Raw genomic sequence first — 15,237 nt, 5'->3', positions numbered from 1 at the left:
TCATCTTCTCGCCGTGCTCCTAGCCCAACAGCGCAGCGGCCCTTTTACATACGTTGTCGGCGGTAAAGCCATATTCACGCATCACGACGTCGCCCGGAGCCGACGCGCCGTAGCGGTCCACGCCCAGCACATCACCGCGATCGCCGACATAGCGATGCCAGCCCTGCGACGCGCCCGCCTCCACAGCAAGCCGCGCGTGGACGGCGGGCAATAGTACGTTGTCGCGATAACTCTGTGGCTGCGCATCGAACAGATCCCAGCTTGGCATGGAGACAACGCGCGCTCCGATGTTTTGCTCCTGCAACTTTTGTCGAGCGGCCATGACCAGGCCGACTTCCGAACCGGTTGCAATCAGGATAACGTCCGGTCGGCCGTCCGGAGCATCGACCAGGACGTATGCACCTTGGCGCACGCCATCTGCTGCGGCACAGTGGGTGCGATCAAGCGTCGGCACATTCTGACGGGTCAGAACCAATGCGACGGGACGGTCGCCCGCTTCCAGCGCGATCCGCCAGGCAATAGCCGTCTCATTGGCGTCGCCCGGGCGAATGACGGTAAGACCTGGAACCGCGCGCAAGCCGGCGAGCTGTTCCACCGGTTGATGGGTGGACCCGTCCTGCCCCAAGGCGATGCTGTCGTGGGTAAAAACATAGATCACATGCAGCTTCATCATCGCGGCGAGACGGATGGGCGGCCGCATGTAGTCGGAGAAAATCAAAAATGTCGCGCCGAATGGCACGACGCCCCCGTGCGCCGCCAGACCGTTCAGGATCGCTCCCATGCCGTGCTCGCGCACGCCGAAATAGATGTTGCGACCGGCATAGCTCCAGACACCCTCCACCGCACCCTGCTTGTCAGGTACGGTCATTCCGGCGGGCTCGAAATCTCCGAACCCGGAAAGGGCGGTATGAGTCGACGGATTCAAATCCGCCGAACCGCCAATCAGTGCGGGCAATCGAGGCGCGACCGCATTCATTACCTTCCCAGCGGCAACGCGAGTGGCCATGCCCTTTTCATTCGCGGGGAAAGCCGGAATATCCCTATCCCATCCATCCGGTAATTCGCGGTGCGTTATCCGCTCAAAAATTTTGGCCAGATCCGCAAACGTGCGGCTGTAGGCTGCGAACCTGTCATTCCACTCCGTCTCGGCCGCCTTGCCACGCTGGATAGCCTTGCGAAAGTGTTCGGCCGCCTTTTCAGGGATGTAAAATGGCGGGTCGATCGGCCAGCCAAGATTCTGCTTCGCTAGCCGGACTTCGTCGACGCCCAAAGGCGACCCGTGCGATTCGAAGCTGTCCTGCTTGTCGGGCGCGCCGTAGCCGATGTGGGTCCGCGCCAGGATTAGGGAAGGACGCTCCGGTTCCGCGCGAGCCAAGCGCAGGGCCGCGTCGATCGCAACAAGATCGTTGCCGTCCGTGACCGACTGGACGTGCCAGCCATAGGCCTCAAAGCGGCGCGCGCGATCCTCGGTGAATGTGATGTCGGTTCCAGCCGACAGTGTCACCCGGTTGTCGTCATAGAGGTAGATCAGCTTACCGAGTTTCAGGTGGCCGGCAAGGGACGCGGCCTCCGAGGCCACGCCTTCCATCAGATCGCCATCGCTGACGATCCCATAGGTGAAATGATTGACGATTTCCGCGCCAGGCCGGTTGTAACACGCCGCCAGGCGCGCTTCGGCCATCGCAAAACCGACGCCGTTGCCAAAGCCTTGACCGAGCGGTCCGGTCGTCGTCTCGACTCCCGGCGTAACGCCACGCTCGGGATGCCCAGGCGTCATGCTGCCCCATTCGCGAAAATGCTTGATCTGTTCAAGTGGAAGATCGTAGCCGGTGAGGTGAAGCAAGCTGTACAGCAGCATCGAGCCATGCCCGGGCGACAGCACGAAACGGTCGCGGTCAAACCATCCGGGATTGGCCGGATTATGTTTGAGGAAGCGCGCCCACAACACATAGGCCATCGCCGCAGCGCCCATCGGCAGCCCCGGGTGGCCGCTGTCGGCCTTTTGCACGGCGTCAACGGAGAGGAAACGCAGAGTGTCGATGCACTCATTATCCAATGCAGGATCGAAAGGCATTGTAGAAGGCGCTGCGTTCATTCGAACTCTCCGCTTTGATTTTTGTCTCGGCGAGCACGTCTCGACTGGCGCGGCAGGTGCCGCGCTCCGATCCCGCGTCTCTCAAAATCGACATGCGGCTCCCATAAACAGACATCTACCGAAGTGCGTCGCGGCAGCGACCGTGCCACATCACCTCGCGCGCGCTTTGAGCTAGTTGCGAAGGCACCTTGGGCGGCGGGTTCACAGGCGCGCTTGAACTCCGCGTGGTCAGCCGTTGCTCGTTTGCTCATCGACCCCGCTCCAGAATTCAGGCATTGATTTCTGTCAGCGGCTGGCCTTTATGCATCGCGATGTGATCGGTCTTACTGCTCTTTATTTCATACTGCGGATCGTCATCGCTCGCGTGATGAGCGTATCCCTTGTAGTCGATGTCTTTGGTGTGCACTTTGATCATCGTGTCGCTGACATGGCCCGCTTCCGGATTCCAGGTCACGCCATGCTCGCGCCATCGGGCCGGCTGCAACCCGCGTCACGCCAGGAGCCGCGCCGTCAGCCTGATCTCGGTGCCGGCCAGTGCCTGGGATACCGGGCAGCCTTTTTTGGCTGCCTCGGTCTGCTCGAGAAACTTCGCATCCCCGATTCCAGGCACCTCGGCTTCAGTGTCGAGTTCGATCCGCGTGATCTTGAATCCGTTATCGACCCGCTCGATCCGAGCCTTTGCGTTCGTATGAATGCGCCGCGGCGTGAACCCGGCCTGGCCGAGGCCAAGTGCCAGCGCCATTGAGAAGCAGCCGGCGTGCGCCGCCGCGATCAGTTCCTCGGGATTGGTGCCTTTCTCGTTTTCAAATCGAGTCTTGAAGGAGTATCGGCCTTCGAAGGCTCCACTCCCAAGCTTCATAGTTCCGGATCCGTCGGTAAGCGAACCCTTCCACTCTGCCTCTGCGCTACGTTCCACCATTGGTTTTCTCCATTTTTGACCTTGTCTAGGCGTATGATGTATCGCCCGATCATGCTGCCTGCCTGAGCGGGCGATTGCTGATCCCGAGCGAGACGGATATGTCGACGAGCGTCATATCGCGCCGCAGGGCAATTGCGTCAGCGACCCGCTTGCCGATCACCCCGTAACCGCTGACGAAAACCCGCACGATTCCCTTGCGGTGTCATTTGTAACCTCCGTCATCACTTAGTTGTGGCGCAGGAGCAGGTCCTTTAACACCACCGCATCGTTGTGCGCCTCATCGTGCGCCGAGAACACGAGGGTAATCCGACCGTGTTGTGCAAGATGCCGCAGACGATCGAATTGCTCAGCATGCTGCCGGATCTCCGATTTATAGCGACGGCGAAATTCCGGCCAGCGTTCGGGATCGTGCCCGAACCATTTGCGTAATTCGGTGCTGGGCGCGATTTCCTTCATCCATTCATCGATTGCGGCATCCGCCTTCTTCACCCCGCGCGGCCAGAGCCGATCGACAAGGACGCGGATGCCGTCATCCGAGGCGGGCGGTTCATACGCCCGTTTGAGCTTGACGTGACCTGCTGCGATGTTCTTGCTCATCGATTTCGTCCTTTGAGATGCAACGTCCGTTCCGGCCAAGCGATCCCTTCCGATTGCCTGTTATTTGGAAAACTTCAGTTGTGAGTGCACGATTCGTTGCCGCTCGATCTAGACCGCGCGTTCCTTCTCCAGATCCGCTTCGGAAGCCGCAGCAGACTGCAACTGCTACGCATGATTTGCATTTGCTATGCCGCGCTCTACCAAACTGGCCGAGTGCTCGTGCCTCGGAATTGGGGTCTTCCCCCGCTATGATGCGATGGCAGCGCTAAGGCGCGTTCGCCCGCTTCCGTCAACGCGTCCAAACTGGTGTTCCCCGCCTTCGCACACCGAATGATACTTTGGGCCACGCGTTTGCGAACGTTGTGCTTCCCGCCGCAAGCAAAATGCTCGCAAGCTCCGTCCAGTGCAACTTCCATTCTTGCCATGGTTTGACGGTCAAACTGTTCAACAATCATCGTTAAATCCTCCGTCATCATCCTTCGAGATATCTCACCAACGCGCGGATCTCGCTCTAAGCGATAGAGCCGCCGAATTCCAAGTCGAATTGGTCCCACGGCAGGAAGCCTAGACCAAGTTTGACGGACGGATATTGCGCAGACGCAATGATCGGAAGTGAAGCATTCGGGTCTGGGTCCGGGTAATCTGCAACGTCTTGATGATTCAAACTTTGCCGGCGGTTGGCTGGCACTTTGTTCCATCGACATGCGTGGCGGTGCGGCAGGGATCATAGTTGGGACTGCGATGATCGATTCACTTAGCTTCTCGACGTCCGTGTTTCGGCTGCAGATTGGTGAGCTCGCACTTCCTTGTTATGCCGCGCTAGCCTGCCTTGTCGTCAACTTGGCGGTTGCCGTCGCGCTCACCTTTGTTCTGAATGTTATCCATACCGCCCGTGGCCGTGATGATACTATCGAGGCGGATTACCAGGAGGCGACTTCATGACCCCGGACGTTGATCGGTTCTATCGAACGCTGGTGCGTGAGGCCCCTGACGCCATCATCTATGCGGATGCTCAGGGCACGATCACCTTTTGGAACAAGGCTGCGGAGCGCATCTTTGGATTTTCCGAGTCGGAGGCCGTCGGAAAATCGCTCGATATCATCATTCCGGAAAAGCTTCGAAAGCGCCACTGGGATGGCTTTGCCGAAACCATCCGAAGCGGAAAGACGCGCTATGGCGCGGGCGATATTCTTGCAGTACCGGCCTTACGAAAGGATGGAGCGCGCATCTCAATCGAATTCACCATCTTGCCATTCCCCGACCGAACTGGGCACATACTGGGAATGGCTGCGATCCTTCGCGATGTCACCCAACGGTTCGAGGAGCTGAGGCGATTGCGTAAGGAAGCTGCGAGCCATGTCTTCGGCTGAGCTTCGTCCGACACTCGATAGAAGTGGGGCATGTCTTCTGGCTCGCCACGGGCTTGATGTGAAGATCAACCGCATCATTCTCGAGAAAGTTGACGTCGCTGACGCACTCCTGTCGCATGCAGCCGACAGCGGCGCGGACCTGATTGTCATGGGTGGCTACGGCCATTCGCGACTGCGCGAGTTCATTCTGGGTGGCGTGACACACAGCATGCTGCGTTCCATGACCGTCCCGGTGCTTATTTCGCACTGACCTTGCATCGTAGCATTGGAGACTGCCCGCTCGCAATTGACGGTTCGTAGAACAGCCGGATCGGAAATCGGGTGCCCGTCATGTTGATATTACATGTGTTTTTCTGCTGGACGATCGGCTCTTTGTGATTTTCTTCTCGCAGGTCTTCTGGAATCATGCAGATGATGAGTTTCCAGATAAATTCGAGCAATCCTGCGGGGGTTCGGAATGCGCGTCCAACGGACCGGCGGCGCCGATGCCACCAAGGATCGGGCGATCGAGGATCATCCTTTCGTTGTCAAGCTTATGTCTCACGGACATATCGATCGGGAGGATCTGAAAGCCCTTGGCCGTACACTCGATCGCAGGGTCACTGTGAAGAAGGGGCAGGACATCATCGTCCAGGGCTACGAGTACGAAACCCTGGACCTTGTCGAAAGCGGGTTTGGTCTCCGCTTCACGTTGCTGCACCAGGGAGGACGACAGATCCTCAATGCAGTGCTGCCAGGCGATATTGTGGGGTTCCCCGCCTCCTTGTTCAAGCGCTCGATCTTTTCGGTTATGGCGGCAACCCCGATGAGTCTGCATCGGGTTTCGATTAAAGCCTTTACCGAGCTTTGCAGGCAAAGGACCAATATCGCGATTGCGCTCATCTGGTTCGCAGCCCGCGAGGCATCGATATATGCGCATCATCTCGTGAATGCCGGTCGTCGGTCTCCGCTTGAGCGGGTTGCGCATTTTCTTCTGGAGACGCACTTCCGGCTGAAGGCCGTTGGATGCGCTTCGGAAGACTCATTCGAGTTGCCCTTCTCCCAGGAAGCCATCGGCGATGCCGTCGGACTGAGCGCGCCCCATGTGAACCGCATGCTCAGCGAGTTGAGGCATCAAGGATTGATCGGCACACAAAATCATACCATCAACGTTCTGGATAGAGCCGCGCTGCAGATTCTGGCAGAGTTTGAGCCATCGTACCTTGAGCGCACCTCATTTTCTCGGGGCCGAAAATGAACCAGGCCTCCGATAGATCTACAATGATCCTGTCAACGCTGGCGCAGACGCGGTGACGCTCGGGAAGCTCGGTCAAATCGAAAATCAATATTCACTGCTCCCGGTCACTGCGGTGCCCGGGCATATCGTCTAACGCCAAGACCTGGGCTCTTTCAGAGGACAGGTCACCGGCCGTCCATCTGGATCCGATCGAGCTTGCGTCTCTGCTCCACGATCTTGCTCGCGATCAATGTCTTCGAGCAAGGACCGCCATCGCGCCTGCCGTGATACTGCGTCCGAAAAGCCGGAAGTTGCTCATTGGCTTGAAGCCGAAGCGGGAGTTGAATGGTGTCGGACAGCGCGGCAACGCTTCCCTTTCGAGCAGGCAACAGTCGGGATGACCGCGTTCTGGCGCGGGTGCTCGCCGCTTACGTGATGTCGGCGACAATCTGGCTCGTATTCACCACGGCCGTAGGGCTTCTTGTCAGCTTCAAGTTCGCCTATCCGGATTTCGCCACCACGCCGGCGCTGTCATTCGGGCGGCTGCGCGCGATCCATACCAACGGAACATTTTACGCGTGGGCGAGCCAGGCACTGATCGGGCTGGCGCTGTTCATCGCGGCGCGCAGTTCGGGCGCGCGCCTCTACAGCGAACGCCTCGCATGGATCAGCCTTGCGCTCCTCAATCTTGCCGCCGTGCTTGGCACCGTAACACTCGATCTCGGCTTCAACTACGGCCAGGAGTACCGCGAATGGCTGTGGTGGATTCGTGCGATTCTGGCACTTGGCTTGATCACCGCAGTCTGGAACATGATCGCCACTGTCGAGAATCGCGAAGGTGAGCACATTTATCTTTCCAACTGGTATACCATTGGCGGAACGCTGTGGACGATTGTCATCGTCGTGGTGTCGATCCTGCCCTGGTACCAGTTCGGGTTGGGCCAGGTCGCGGTACAGGCCTTCTTCATGCATAACGCCGTCGGATTGTGGTTCACGCCACTATCGCTGGGTGTGTTCTACTATGCGCTGCCGAAGCTTTTGAACCGTCCGATCTATTCGTATTCGCTTGGCGTTTTTGCGTTCTGGACCAATCTCGTCTTCTATCCGATCATCGGCGCTCATCATTTCGAGTTCAGCCCGTTGCCGTGGTGGCTGCAGACGACGGCAATCGTCTTCAGCGTGGCCATGCTGGTTCCGGTGCTGGGCGGCACCGCGAACTTCCTTCTCACCTTCCGCGGGCGCTACGAACGGATATATCGCTCGCCCGCGGTGTTTATCCTGGTCGGCGTCTACGGTTACCTGTTGGGCTCCACGCAGGGCACATTCGAGGCATTCCGCTCACTCCAGCAACTCTGGCATCTCACCAATTACACCGTGGGGCATTCGCATCTGACGATGTATGGCTTCGTCACCTTCGCAATCTGGGGCGGGGTCTATGCACTGTTGCCGCGCGCTACCGGAAAGTATCCCTATAATCTTGCGATGGGCATCCATTTCTGGCTGTCGGCCATTGGTGTTGCCATTTACGTTGCGGCGCTCTCGGCCGCCGGCACGATTCAGGGGCTCGACTGGATTCGGGGGCTCACCTTCATCCAGTCGGTGGAAGATGCCGCGCCCTACTGGCTGTGGCGCTCCGTCGGCGGCTCGCTCATGTTTGCCGGCCATCTGGTCTTTGCCTTCAATGTCTGGACCATGACCTACGGTCGGTCCTACGCGGCCCTTGCCGCGGCGGAGACGGTGCCGGCATGAACAGGTCATTGGCGATTTTTGGCGGTTCAACGCTGATTTACATTGGATTGGCGATCCTCATGGGTGTGCTGCCGGGAATCTGGCTATCGAAGGTACCCGCGACGCCGGGACTCAAACCGTTGACGCCGCTCGAGGCGCGAGGTCGCAACGTCTATGTCGCGGAAGGCTGCGTCTATTGTCATACCCAGCAGGTCCGCCCGCTCTCCGGAGATAAACCCTTCGGCCGCCCGTCCGCACCGGGCGATTATGCCTACCAGACTCCGGAATTGCTGGGCTCAGAGCGCAACGGCCCCGATCTCAGCAATATCGGCAAACGGCAATCGAGCAGCGTATGGCAGTACATCCATCTCTATGAGCCGCGCGCCGTGGTGCCGCAGTCGATCATGCCGGCCTTCCCCTGGCTGTTTCGGATCGTGGACAGAGTACCGGAGGGAGAGAAGCGAGTGCCACTGCCGCCGCAGTTCGCGCCAAGCGGTGCCGTCATCCCCAGCGACGACGGCAAGGCGCTGGTGGCCTATCTGTTGTCGCTGAAGCAGCCCGTGCTGACGCAGGCGCAACCCGGTGCTCCCGTTTCGGGGTCCTCAAGCGGCGCAGCAGGGTTTGACGTCGCCAAAGGTGCATCGCTGTTCGCCGACAACTGCGCATCCTGCCATGGCGCGGAGGGCAAGGGCGTGCCGGGAACATTTCCGCCGCTCGCCGGCGATCAGGTGGTCAACGCCGCCAATCCCAAGGCACACATCAGCACTGTGCTGCACGGACTCAGTGAAAAAGCGATCGACGGCCAAAAATACGAGGCGCAGATGCCGCATTTCGCCGATCAATTGTCCGATCAGGAGATCGCGGACATCATCGACCACGAACGCTCCTCCTGGGGTAATCACGGCGCGCTGATCACTGCGGCCGATGTCACCGCGGTGCGCGCCAACGAACCGCTGCAGAAGGCTGCGGCGCCTGCGGCCCAACCCCCGCCCACGCAGGCTCCGGCGGCGGCATTCGATGCCGCGGAAGGATCAAAGCTATTCGCCGATAACTGCTCCGTGTGTCACGGCGCCGAGGGCAAGGGCGTACCGGGCACTTTCCCGCCACTTGCCGGCGATCCGGTCGTTAACGCCACTGATCCCGCCGAACACATCACCACCGTGCTGCACGGGCTCGGCGGCAAGACGATCAACGGCCAGAAGTACGAGGCGGAAATGATGCCGTTCGCTGACAAGCTATCTGATCAGCAGATCGCCGATATCATAGATCACGAGCGCAGTTCGTGGGGCAACCACGGGCCGTTGGTGACCCCTGCCGATGTCGCGAATATCCGCGCGAAGAAATAGGAGACGACGATGACCGACACGATTACCGCCTGGGTTCTCTCGGCGCTTGGCTATCTCTGCACCGCGCCTGCGGCAACCGGCACCGGCGGTCACAGCCTCGCCGGACCGGTGCTCGGCAACGCGCTGGTGGTGGGCGCGACAGGGCTTGCCACCCTCGCATGCATCGTGGCGGCGCTGTGGATGCTCATCGACCCCGGCGAACGCGACCCCGACCACCCAAAATACCGCGTCCTGGACGCCGACCGCTAGAGGAGCGCAACAGGTGTCCGATCCGCGCATCCGCATCTACCTCGACGACGCGAAGGACCCAATCACGGATAAGCGGCCGCCGACCGAGCTGGCGTTCGACACCAAGAGCCTTGCCGACGGCGAGCACGGCCTGCGTATCGAAGCACAAGACACCAACGGACAGGTCGGCGTCCGGTACCTTCGATTCCAGGTCCGCAATGGCCCCGGGATCACCGTCACTGGGCTGGGCGACGGGGCCGTCGTCCACGGCACGGTGCGCTTCATGGTCAACGCGTTTGGAGCGGAAGAGCCCTTTGAGCCTCATCGGGCGGAATCGCCCTCGCCGATCCCGGTTTGGGTGTGGGTACTGAGTCTGCTTATCGTCGCCTGGACTGCCTGGTACATCGCCACCCTGTGGAACGCTCCGCCGGATTACGCGAAAACACCAACTTATTCCACGCCGATGAATCCGTTCAAATAGTGCAGCGGGGGCGCCAGCGTTGCCACAAGGTGGAGCATCCGCCTATTCGAAGCTTGTGTCTTTGACTTCCGATATTGCGCGCGATCAATGTGACTGAATAGAGACCGCTCCTTCGTTTGGCGCGACATTACTGCAGCGTACGGCATTGGAGAGGAGCTTTGCGATGACCGCAACGACGGCCCCCACCACGTCACCGCCTTTCAGTATCGCGCGTTTGCCATCGATCTCGGCCACGTCGCAGCATTTGTCGCAGAGGCCGGCGAGGCTTTGTGGTTCTTACCCGGGGTGCGCAGGAGATGGGCTCGTCACTGCCGCCGTCCTCATGATCGAGGTTGTGCCTCCTGTTGCCTGGGTTCTACACTTGGATGCCCGCCGAATGACCTGACCGGGCTTTTTTGGGCCAAGCAATATGAGAGAATGGGCTTGGAAAAGGAGCTTTGGATGCCGAAGAAGCGTACAGTGCGGAGCAGATTGTTGTGGTGCTCCGTCAAATTGAAGTTTTGATGTCGCGGGGCAAGACGCCGGCTGTGGCATGTCGGGGGCGGAATTTCGCAGCAGAGTTATTGCTGCTGGCGGAAGGAATACGGCGCGTTGCGCTACCCTGATCGTCCTCTTTCAGAGAACAAGGGCGTTTCAGCAGATCCCGTCGAGCGGGCTCATCGACGCCGACAGCGGCGGCGCAGCCGTCCAGCGTGGACAGACTGATGGCGGCAGGATTCCGATCGACGCGAGCTTCGAGCCATCGCCTGCGCCGCCTCGGCAGCCAGCACAGACTGCGCGCCCCTGACGATTTCGACAAAGGTCCTCGCAGACTCGACGTCCACCGCGATCACCTTATCGTGCAGCCGATCCAACAATTTTATTGTTGCAATGAAGCTATTAAATTCGTTTGCCTGCCTGGAGATATCGAGCAAGGATCGAAGTGAAACTGATTGTCTAAGGACCCGGGCCGATTGCCGGCGACCACCTTGCCCGGTCATCAGGTCCGCAGCAATGCCAGGGCGCAAAGCGATGGCAATGACCGATCGAACTGCTGACTTCGCGGGAACAGACGTTCTGACGGTAGCCGCAGAACTGATGGCGGCCAGAGAGCCGTTTGCGCTAGGCATCGTGATCGAAGCGAAAGGTTCGACCTCGGCCCGGCTCGGCGCCAAAGCCATCTTCAACGCCGATGGCGCTGTGACGTGCGGGTGGGTCGGCGGAGGATGCGCAGATTCAACCATTGCACATGCCGCGATAGAATCCCTTGAAACCGAAATTCCGCAAGTCGTCGATGTCGATCTCGACGATGAGATTCTTGGAGCAGGTATGCCGTGTGGCGGCAGCATGCGGGTCTACGTCGAGGCTATTATTCCACGACCCGTGCTCTGGATTCTCGGTCACGGACGGGTGGCGGAATGCCTGTGTCACCTCGGTGCGTTGACCTCGTTCGACGTTGCGGTCAACGATCCAATGGCCTCCCTGGATCGGTATCCGGACGCCAGGCGGCTCATTACCGATGACCCCGATTACGGAGCGCTCCAGCTGACAGCAAGCGACTTCGTGATCATTGCGACCCAACATCGCGGCGACCATGAATCATTGCAGCATTTTCTTGCCAGCGACGTCGGCTACATCGCGCTGATCGCGAGCAGGAAGCGAACTGCCCTCGTTATCGACCACCTGCGCAAAGCCGGCTTCGACCAGCCAACCCTTGACCGCATTCACGCTCCCGCCGGTATCGATATCGGCGCCCGCACGGCCGAAGAAATCGCCCTATCGGTCATCGGCGAGGCGGTCCTGGAGCGCCGCCGCCGTACTCGGCAACGCTTCCCTCGAAGCAACGCGCTTCCTGCCTCGACGGTCGACACACGACATCCAGCCCTGCTCTCGGACCATCCTCGGTTACGGGCCGCGGGAGACTGAATGCATGTCGAGATCCCGCGACGACATTTGCAATGGTCTGCCTGCTCGCCCGGGGCTGGCGATTTGCCGGAGCGCATTTGAACGAAGATTCCCGGGCCCGCGCGTCCGGTGGCCGAGAGGAGGCACGACGTGATCATTCGACACTCGCATGAGGTACCTCGTACCACGCTGCTGAAGCGTTTTCCGGTACCGAAGAACTTCGGTGTATCAGCTAATTCCCGCATCGAAGCTGGACGAACGTGGGAAGTTCCGCGCGGAGCGACGCGGATCAAGCGGCTTGACGTCTATCGCTACGATCCCGACTCCGGGAAAAATCCTCGCGTCGATACCTATCAGGTCGATCTTGACGACTGCGGTCCGATGGTCCTGGATGCCCTCATCTGGATCAAGAACAAGGTCGATCCGACCCTCACATTCCGCCGCTCTTGTCGCGAGGGTGTCTGCGGCTCCTGTGCGATGAACATTGATGGCACGAACTGGCTGGCCTGCACCAGATTCATTTCCGATTTGGCTACACCGGCGACAATCTATCCACTTGCGAACATGAGGATCGTCAAGGACCTCGTACCGGACCAGACCCACCTCTTCGCGCAACACGGTCTTATCGAGCCCTGGCTCCGTTCCAAGACCCCGGATCCGGAACGGGAGCGGCTTCAATCGCTCGAGGAACGGAAGCGACTTGACGGTCTATACGAATGCATTCTCTGCTTCTGTTGCACCTCGGGGTGCCCGAGCCACTGGTGGAACGGAGATCGATTCCTGGGGCCTGCCGTTCTGCTTCAAGCCGCGCGCTGGCTCAGCGACAGTCGCGACGAGGCGACAGGTGAGCGGCTCGACGATCTCGAAGACCCATTCCGCCTCTATCGGTGCCACACGATACTCAATTGCACCCGAACCTGTCCCAAGGGACTGAACCCCGGAGAGGCAATCGCGGATATCAAGAATATGCTGATCGAACGCCGGCGCTGAAAGAAGGGGGAGGAGGATCGACTCATGCCAAACGTTCCATCAGATCGTCCACTTTCGCCTAACATTCAGATCTACAGACCCCAGCTTACCTCCGTCTTGTCGATCGCGAACAGGATCTCCGGCGTTGCGCTGGGCGCGTATGCTGTCGCGCTGGCGGTCTGGCTCATTGCAGCGGCGAGCGGACCGGACACCTACGCCGCCGTTGATGTGTTCGTCAGGTCCTGGGCCGGTTCGATCCTGCTGTTCGGCTGCACCTTCTCCTTCTTCCTGCACTTGTGCGGCGGCATTCGACACCTTGCCTGGGACGCCGGTTATGGCTTCAGCCTCCGCGCGATCTATGCTTCAGGATGGACAGTGGTGGCAGCGAGCATGGCGTTCACGGTTCTCACCTGGGCCGTCGGAATCGCCCTGGCAGGATCCAGTCGATGAGCAGAGTACGGATGCGTTCCCCGCTGGGCCGGGCGCTTGGGCTCGGATCGGCACGAGACGGCGTCCACGACTGGTGGCTTGAACGCGTCTCGGCGGTTGCCCTCGTCCCACTCATCGTGTGGCTTACAGTCTCAATGGTGATGCATGCGAACGACGGCTACGCGCAAGTGATTTCCTGGCTCAAGATGCCCGTCACGACGACGCTTATCGCGCTCCTTCTGATCGCGTTGTTCCATCATACGGCGCTCGGCCTCCAGGTGGTGATCGAAGATTATGTTCACTCACGGATCAAACTCCCGGCGCTGGTCGCGGTGCGCCTGGGTTGCTTTGCGGTGGCGGTTGCAGGTCTCCTGGCGATCCTGAAAATTGCGTTTGGTGGCTGAAGGAGGAGGTCCTGCTGCGGGAGTACGCGATGTGCGTTGGTTATCATTAGCGGCGAGCGGTCAGGCCGGACCCGCAACGGACCGTGGTTCCGCTCTCATCGAAAAAAGCGGAGTTCTCAGATGACTGATACCCTGTACCCGCCGGCGTCACGTGAGCTTGCCGAGAAGCGCCGGGCACTCGCGCCGGAGACCGAAAAAGCGTTCCAGGCCTTTAGCCGCCAGGTGTTCGCCGACGGCGCTCTACCGGCAAAGACCAAGCAGTTGATCGCGGTCGCGGTCGCACATGTGACGCAGTGCCCCTATTGCATCAAAGGGCACACCAAGGCCGCACTGCGGCAGGGCGCCACGCGCCAGGAACTGATGGAGGCGATCTGGGTTGCCGCCGAAATGCGAGCGGGAGGCGCCTATGCGCACACCGCCGTTTCGCTGGCAGCGATGGATGAGGCGGAAAAGCCGACGCCGTAGCTGAGCTTCGCGCGGCATGGCGCAGTGCCGGGCCGCCGCCTCGGGCAGACGTATGACCTGCATCTCCAATCCCTTCTACAAGGGTCGCCGAAGTAGCGCATCACCGAGGGTCGGCACCTTCGGTTAGGACGCGACCATGTCGTCCACGACGTCTACGATCTGACGATCTCAGACAACCATGGCGGCACCACCCATCAGCAGGTGGCGCTCAACCTGTCGCACTACCCGCTGTCGGTCGATCCGAGCCGCAACCATCCGCGAACAGGCCGCTCAACGCGGCCCGTTTTCAAAATGCGGGGTCGTGGAAAATCGATGGGATAGCCGAGTCGTTTTCAAGGTGCCCCCACAATCACGGGATGCGCCGCCACCTTTCGGCAGCGACAGAATTGGGCTCCTCGCCCGCTCCAGCCATCCGCGAGTCCCTTCGTACGGTTCGCTTTTCCACCTGCGTCGCCGATTGTGACGAAGCCGCAAGTATACCCCACGACATGGTCCCGGGCGGCGCCGGCCTGGATTGAGCTCTTCAGCGCATGAACCGTCAGGTCGAGAAACACGCCCCAACCGGGACAGCACGAATTCGACAATTTCCTGCCAGATGCAGGGTTGAACTATATCAACTGGAGGCAGAGAGGAGTGTGAACCAGCTAACATATGATTTTTTCTTGACGGCGCCCGCGTGGAACGAAGTCAGACCGCTCGCCCTTGACTAGTCCCGACAGCACTTTCGGCGAACTTCACCAGACGTGCATCCTAGTTTCCGTCGAGACTATCCGCCTCCGAACCTTGCGCAGGCGTCTTTCGCTCCTGACCACCCGTTTTCTGTCCTGCGGTCATGTCGTCATAGCTGCTCGCAAGGCGCAAAAGCCGCTTCCTGATGAACGGATCGGCTTCGGTCGCCAATTCCCTTAGAACGCGCGCTCTATCCCGATAGAACCGTTCGTCCATCTGCCTGCCTCCAATTTGAAGCATACATGCGCACACTCTCCGGCGGGCAAAAGTTAGCTGGTTCACACGTCCACTATTTTCTCGCACGCCAACTCGCTTTCACATTTGCGCAATGAAAGCGCCGTCATTGATTGCTGACTGGATGTGCGAGATTGCTGCCA

At 59.8% G+C, this 15,237-nt stretch carries 20 protein-coding genes; 14 read left to right on the top strand and 6 right to left on the bottom strand.

All coding sequences use genetic code 11. The annotated features are described in order from the left end of the window. Positions 1–19 precede the first annotated feature (19 nt). The 4 genes from tkt to V7E26_RS00345 all read right to left on the bottom strand — a co-directional run bounded on the left by tkt (position 20) and on the right by V7E26_RS00345 (position 3,611). Positions 20–2,095: a transketolase gene (tkt, locus tag V7E26_RS00360; RefSeq protein WP_324412272.1), complete on the bottom strand. Its 2,076-nt coding sequence runs from the start codon at positions 2,093–2,095 to the stop codon at positions 20–22. A gap of 268 nt (positions 2,096–2,363) precedes the next feature. Beyond that, positions 2,364–2,549, bottom strand: a complete 186-nt coding sequence (locus V7E26_RS00355; protein ID WP_324412270.1) for a DUF2945 domain-containing protein — start codon at positions 2,547–2,549, stop codon at positions 2,364–2,366. 36 nt (positions 2,550–2,585) lie between these two features. Further along, positions 2,586–3,014, bottom strand: a complete 429-nt coding sequence (locus V7E26_RS00350; RefSeq protein WP_324412268.1) for an OsmC family protein — start codon at positions 3,012–3,014, stop codon at positions 2,586–2,588. Positions 3,015–3,239: 225 nt separating this feature from the next. Further along, positions 3,240–3,611, bottom strand: coding sequence for a DUF488 domain-containing protein (locus tag V7E26_RS00345; protein WP_324412266.1), 372 nt, complete (start codon positions 3,609–3,611; stop codon positions 3,240–3,242). Positions 3,612–4,223: 612 nt separating this feature from the next. Between V7E26_RS00345 and V7E26_RS00340 the strand changes: the two genes are divergently transcribed. From V7E26_RS00340 to V7E26_RS00305, 8 genes are all read left to right on the top strand, one after another. Further along, entirely contained in the window at positions 4,224–4,553 is a 330-nt protein-coding gene (locus V7E26_RS00340) for a hypothetical protein (protein WP_324412264.1), read from the top strand. After that, positions 4,550–4,981, top strand: coding sequence for a PAS domain-containing protein (locus V7E26_RS00335; protein ID WP_324412261.1), 432 nt, complete (start codon positions 4,550–4,552; stop codon positions 4,979–4,981). Before V7E26_RS00340 ends, V7E26_RS00335 begins: the two co-directional genes overlap by 4 nt. After that, a complete protein-coding gene (locus V7E26_RS00330) occupies positions 4,968–5,231 on the top strand; it encodes a universal stress protein (RefSeq protein ID WP_442893331.1) in 264 nt (87 codons plus the stop codon). Before V7E26_RS00335 ends, V7E26_RS00330 begins: the two co-directional genes overlap by 14 nt. A 207-nt stretch (positions 5,232–5,438) precedes the next feature. Then, complete coding sequence (locus tag V7E26_RS00325; RefSeq protein ID WP_324412259.1) at positions 5,439–6,218, top strand: Crp/Fnr family transcriptional regulator; 780 nt, start codon at positions 5,439–5,441, stop codon at positions 6,216–6,218. A 327-nt stretch (positions 6,219–6,545) separates the two neighbouring features. Beyond that, the gene (locus tag V7E26_RS00320) at positions 6,546–7,946 is read left to right on the top strand and encodes a cbb3-type cytochrome c oxidase subunit I (protein ID WP_324412258.1); all 1,401 of its coding nucleotides are present in this window, start codon (positions 6,546–6,548) and stop codon (positions 7,944–7,946) included. Beyond that, the gene (locus tag V7E26_RS00315) at positions 7,943–9,271 is read left to right on the top strand and encodes a c-type cytochrome (protein ID WP_324412256.1); all 1,329 of its coding nucleotides are present in this window, start codon (positions 7,943–7,945) and stop codon (positions 9,269–9,271) included. Before V7E26_RS00320 ends, V7E26_RS00315 begins: the two co-directional genes overlap by 4 nt. Positions 9,272–9,280: 9 nt before the next feature. Then, positions 9,281–9,520 (top strand): hypothetical protein, encoded by a 240-nt coding sequence (locus V7E26_RS00310; RefSeq protein ID WP_324412254.1) that lies wholly within the window; start codon positions 9,281–9,283, stop codon positions 9,518–9,520. A 13-nt stretch (positions 9,521–9,533) separates the two neighbouring features. Then, on the top strand, positions 9,534–9,980 hold the full coding sequence (locus V7E26_RS00305) for a cytochrome C (RefSeq protein WP_324412252.1): 447 nt from the start codon (positions 9,534–9,536) through the stop codon (positions 9,978–9,980). 656 nt (positions 9,981–10,636) lie between these two features. Here V7E26_RS00305 and V7E26_RS00300 read toward each other — a convergent pair. Continuing rightward, a complete protein-coding gene (locus V7E26_RS00300; RefSeq protein ID WP_324412250.1) occupies positions 10,637–10,894 on the bottom strand; it encodes a hypothetical protein in 258 nt (85 codons plus the stop codon). Positions 10,895–10,991: 97 nt separating this feature from the next. On the opposite strand from V7E26_RS00300, the gene V7E26_RS00295 reads away from it, so the two are divergent. From V7E26_RS00295 to V7E26_RS29950, 6 genes are all read left to right on the top strand, one after another. Continuing rightward, positions 10,992–11,885, top strand: coding sequence for an XdhC family protein (locus V7E26_RS00295; protein WP_324412248.1), 894 nt, complete (start codon positions 10,992–10,994; stop codon positions 11,883–11,885). A gap of 171 nt (positions 11,886–12,056) precedes the next feature. Then, positions 12,057–12,854: a succinate dehydrogenase iron-sulfur subunit gene (locus V7E26_RS00290; RefSeq protein WP_324412453.1), complete on the top strand. Its 798-nt coding sequence runs from the start codon at positions 12,057–12,059 to the stop codon at positions 12,852–12,854. Between the two features lie 24 nt (positions 12,855–12,878). Further along, on the top strand, positions 12,879–13,283 hold the full coding sequence (sdhC, locus tag V7E26_RS00285) for a succinate dehydrogenase, cytochrome b556 subunit (protein WP_324412246.1): 405 nt from the start codon (positions 12,879–12,881) through the stop codon (positions 13,281–13,283). A gap of 11 nt (positions 13,284–13,294) precedes the next feature. Then, entirely contained in the window at positions 13,295–13,666 is a 372-nt protein-coding gene (sdhD, locus tag V7E26_RS00280) for a succinate dehydrogenase, hydrophobic membrane anchor protein (protein ID WP_324412243.1), read from the top strand. A 120-nt stretch (positions 13,667–13,786) separates the two neighbouring features. Further along, the gene (locus V7E26_RS00275; RefSeq protein WP_324412241.1) at positions 13,787–14,131 is read left to right on the top strand and encodes a carboxymuconolactone decarboxylase family protein; all 345 of its coding nucleotides are present in this window, start codon (positions 13,787–13,789) and stop codon (positions 14,129–14,131) included. 16 nt (positions 14,132–14,147) lie between these two features. Next, on the top strand, positions 14,148–14,258 hold the full coding sequence (locus V7E26_RS29950; protein ID WP_442893330.1) for a DUF3551 domain-containing protein: 111 nt from the start codon (positions 14,148–14,150) through the stop codon (positions 14,256–14,258). 623 nt (positions 14,259–14,881) lie between these two features. On the opposite strand, the gene V7E26_RS00270 is transcribed toward V7E26_RS29950, so the two are convergent. Continuing rightward, on the bottom strand, positions 14,882–15,076 hold the full coding sequence (locus V7E26_RS00270) for a hypothetical protein (RefSeq protein WP_324412239.1): 195 nt from the start codon (positions 15,074–15,076) through the stop codon (positions 14,882–14,884). Positions 15,077–15,237: the final 161 nt, after the last annotated feature.

Source organism: Bradyrhizobium sp. (assembly GCF_036735945.1).
Taxonomy (GTDB): Bacteria; Pseudomonadota; Alphaproteobacteria; order Rhizobiales; family Xanthobacteraceae; genus Bradyrhizobium.
Note: the sequence above shows the minus strand (reverse complement) of the source record. Positions and strands in the feature narration are given on the sequence as shown.

Bases quoted from the DNA above. Each gene is read 5' to 3' on its own strand.
- tkt (WP_324412272.1), bottom strand. From the start codon at position 2,095: ATGAACGCAGCGCCTTCTACAATGCCTTTCGATCCTGCATTGGATAAT.
- V7E26_RS00350 (WP_324412268.1), bottom strand. From the start codon at position 3,014: ATGGTGGAACGTAGCGCAGAGGCAGAGTGGAAGGGTTCGCTTACCGAC.
- V7E26_RS00345 (WP_324412266.1), bottom strand. From the start codon at position 3,611: ATGAGCAAGAACATCGCAGCAGGTCACGTCAAGCTCAAACGGGCGTAT.
- V7E26_RS00335 (WP_324412261.1), top strand. From the start codon at position 4,550: ATGACCCCGGACGTTGATCGGTTCTATCGAACGCTGGTGCGTGAGGCC.
- V7E26_RS00330 (WP_442893331.1), top strand. From the start codon at position 4,968: ATGTCTTCGGCTGAGCTTCGTCCGACACTCGATAGAAGTGGGGCATGT.
- V7E26_RS00325 (WP_324412259.1), top strand. From the start codon at position 5,439: ATGCGCGTCCAACGGACCGGCGGCGCCGATGCCACCAAGGATCGGGCG.
- V7E26_RS00315 (WP_324412256.1), top strand. From the start codon at position 7,943: ATGAACAGGTCATTGGCGATTTTTGGCGGTTCAACGCTGATTTACATT.
- V7E26_RS00310 (WP_324412254.1), top strand. From the start codon at position 9,281: ATGACCGACACGATTACCGCCTGGGTTCTCTCGGCGCTTGGCTATCTC.
- V7E26_RS00295 (WP_324412248.1), top strand. From the start codon at position 10,992: ATGGCAATGACCGATCGAACTGCTGACTTCGCGGGAACAGACGTTCTG.
- sdhC (WP_324412246.1), top strand. From the start codon at position 12,879: ATGCCAAACGTTCCATCAGATCGTCCACTTTCGCCTAACATTCAGATC.
- sdhD (WP_324412243.1), top strand. From the start codon at position 13,295: ATGCGTTCCCCGCTGGGCCGGGCGCTTGGGCTCGGATCGGCACGAGAC.
- V7E26_RS00275 (WP_324412241.1), top strand. From the start codon at position 13,787: ATGACTGATACCCTGTACCCGCCGGCGTCACGTGAGCTTGCCGAGAAG.
- V7E26_RS29950 (WP_442893330.1), top strand. From the start codon at position 14,148: ATGGCGCAGTGCCGGGCCGCCGCCTCGGGCAGACGTATGACCTGCATC.
- V7E26_RS00270 (WP_324412239.1), bottom strand. From the start codon at position 15,076: ATGGACGAACGGTTCTATCGGGATAGAGCGCGCGTTCTAAGGGAATTG.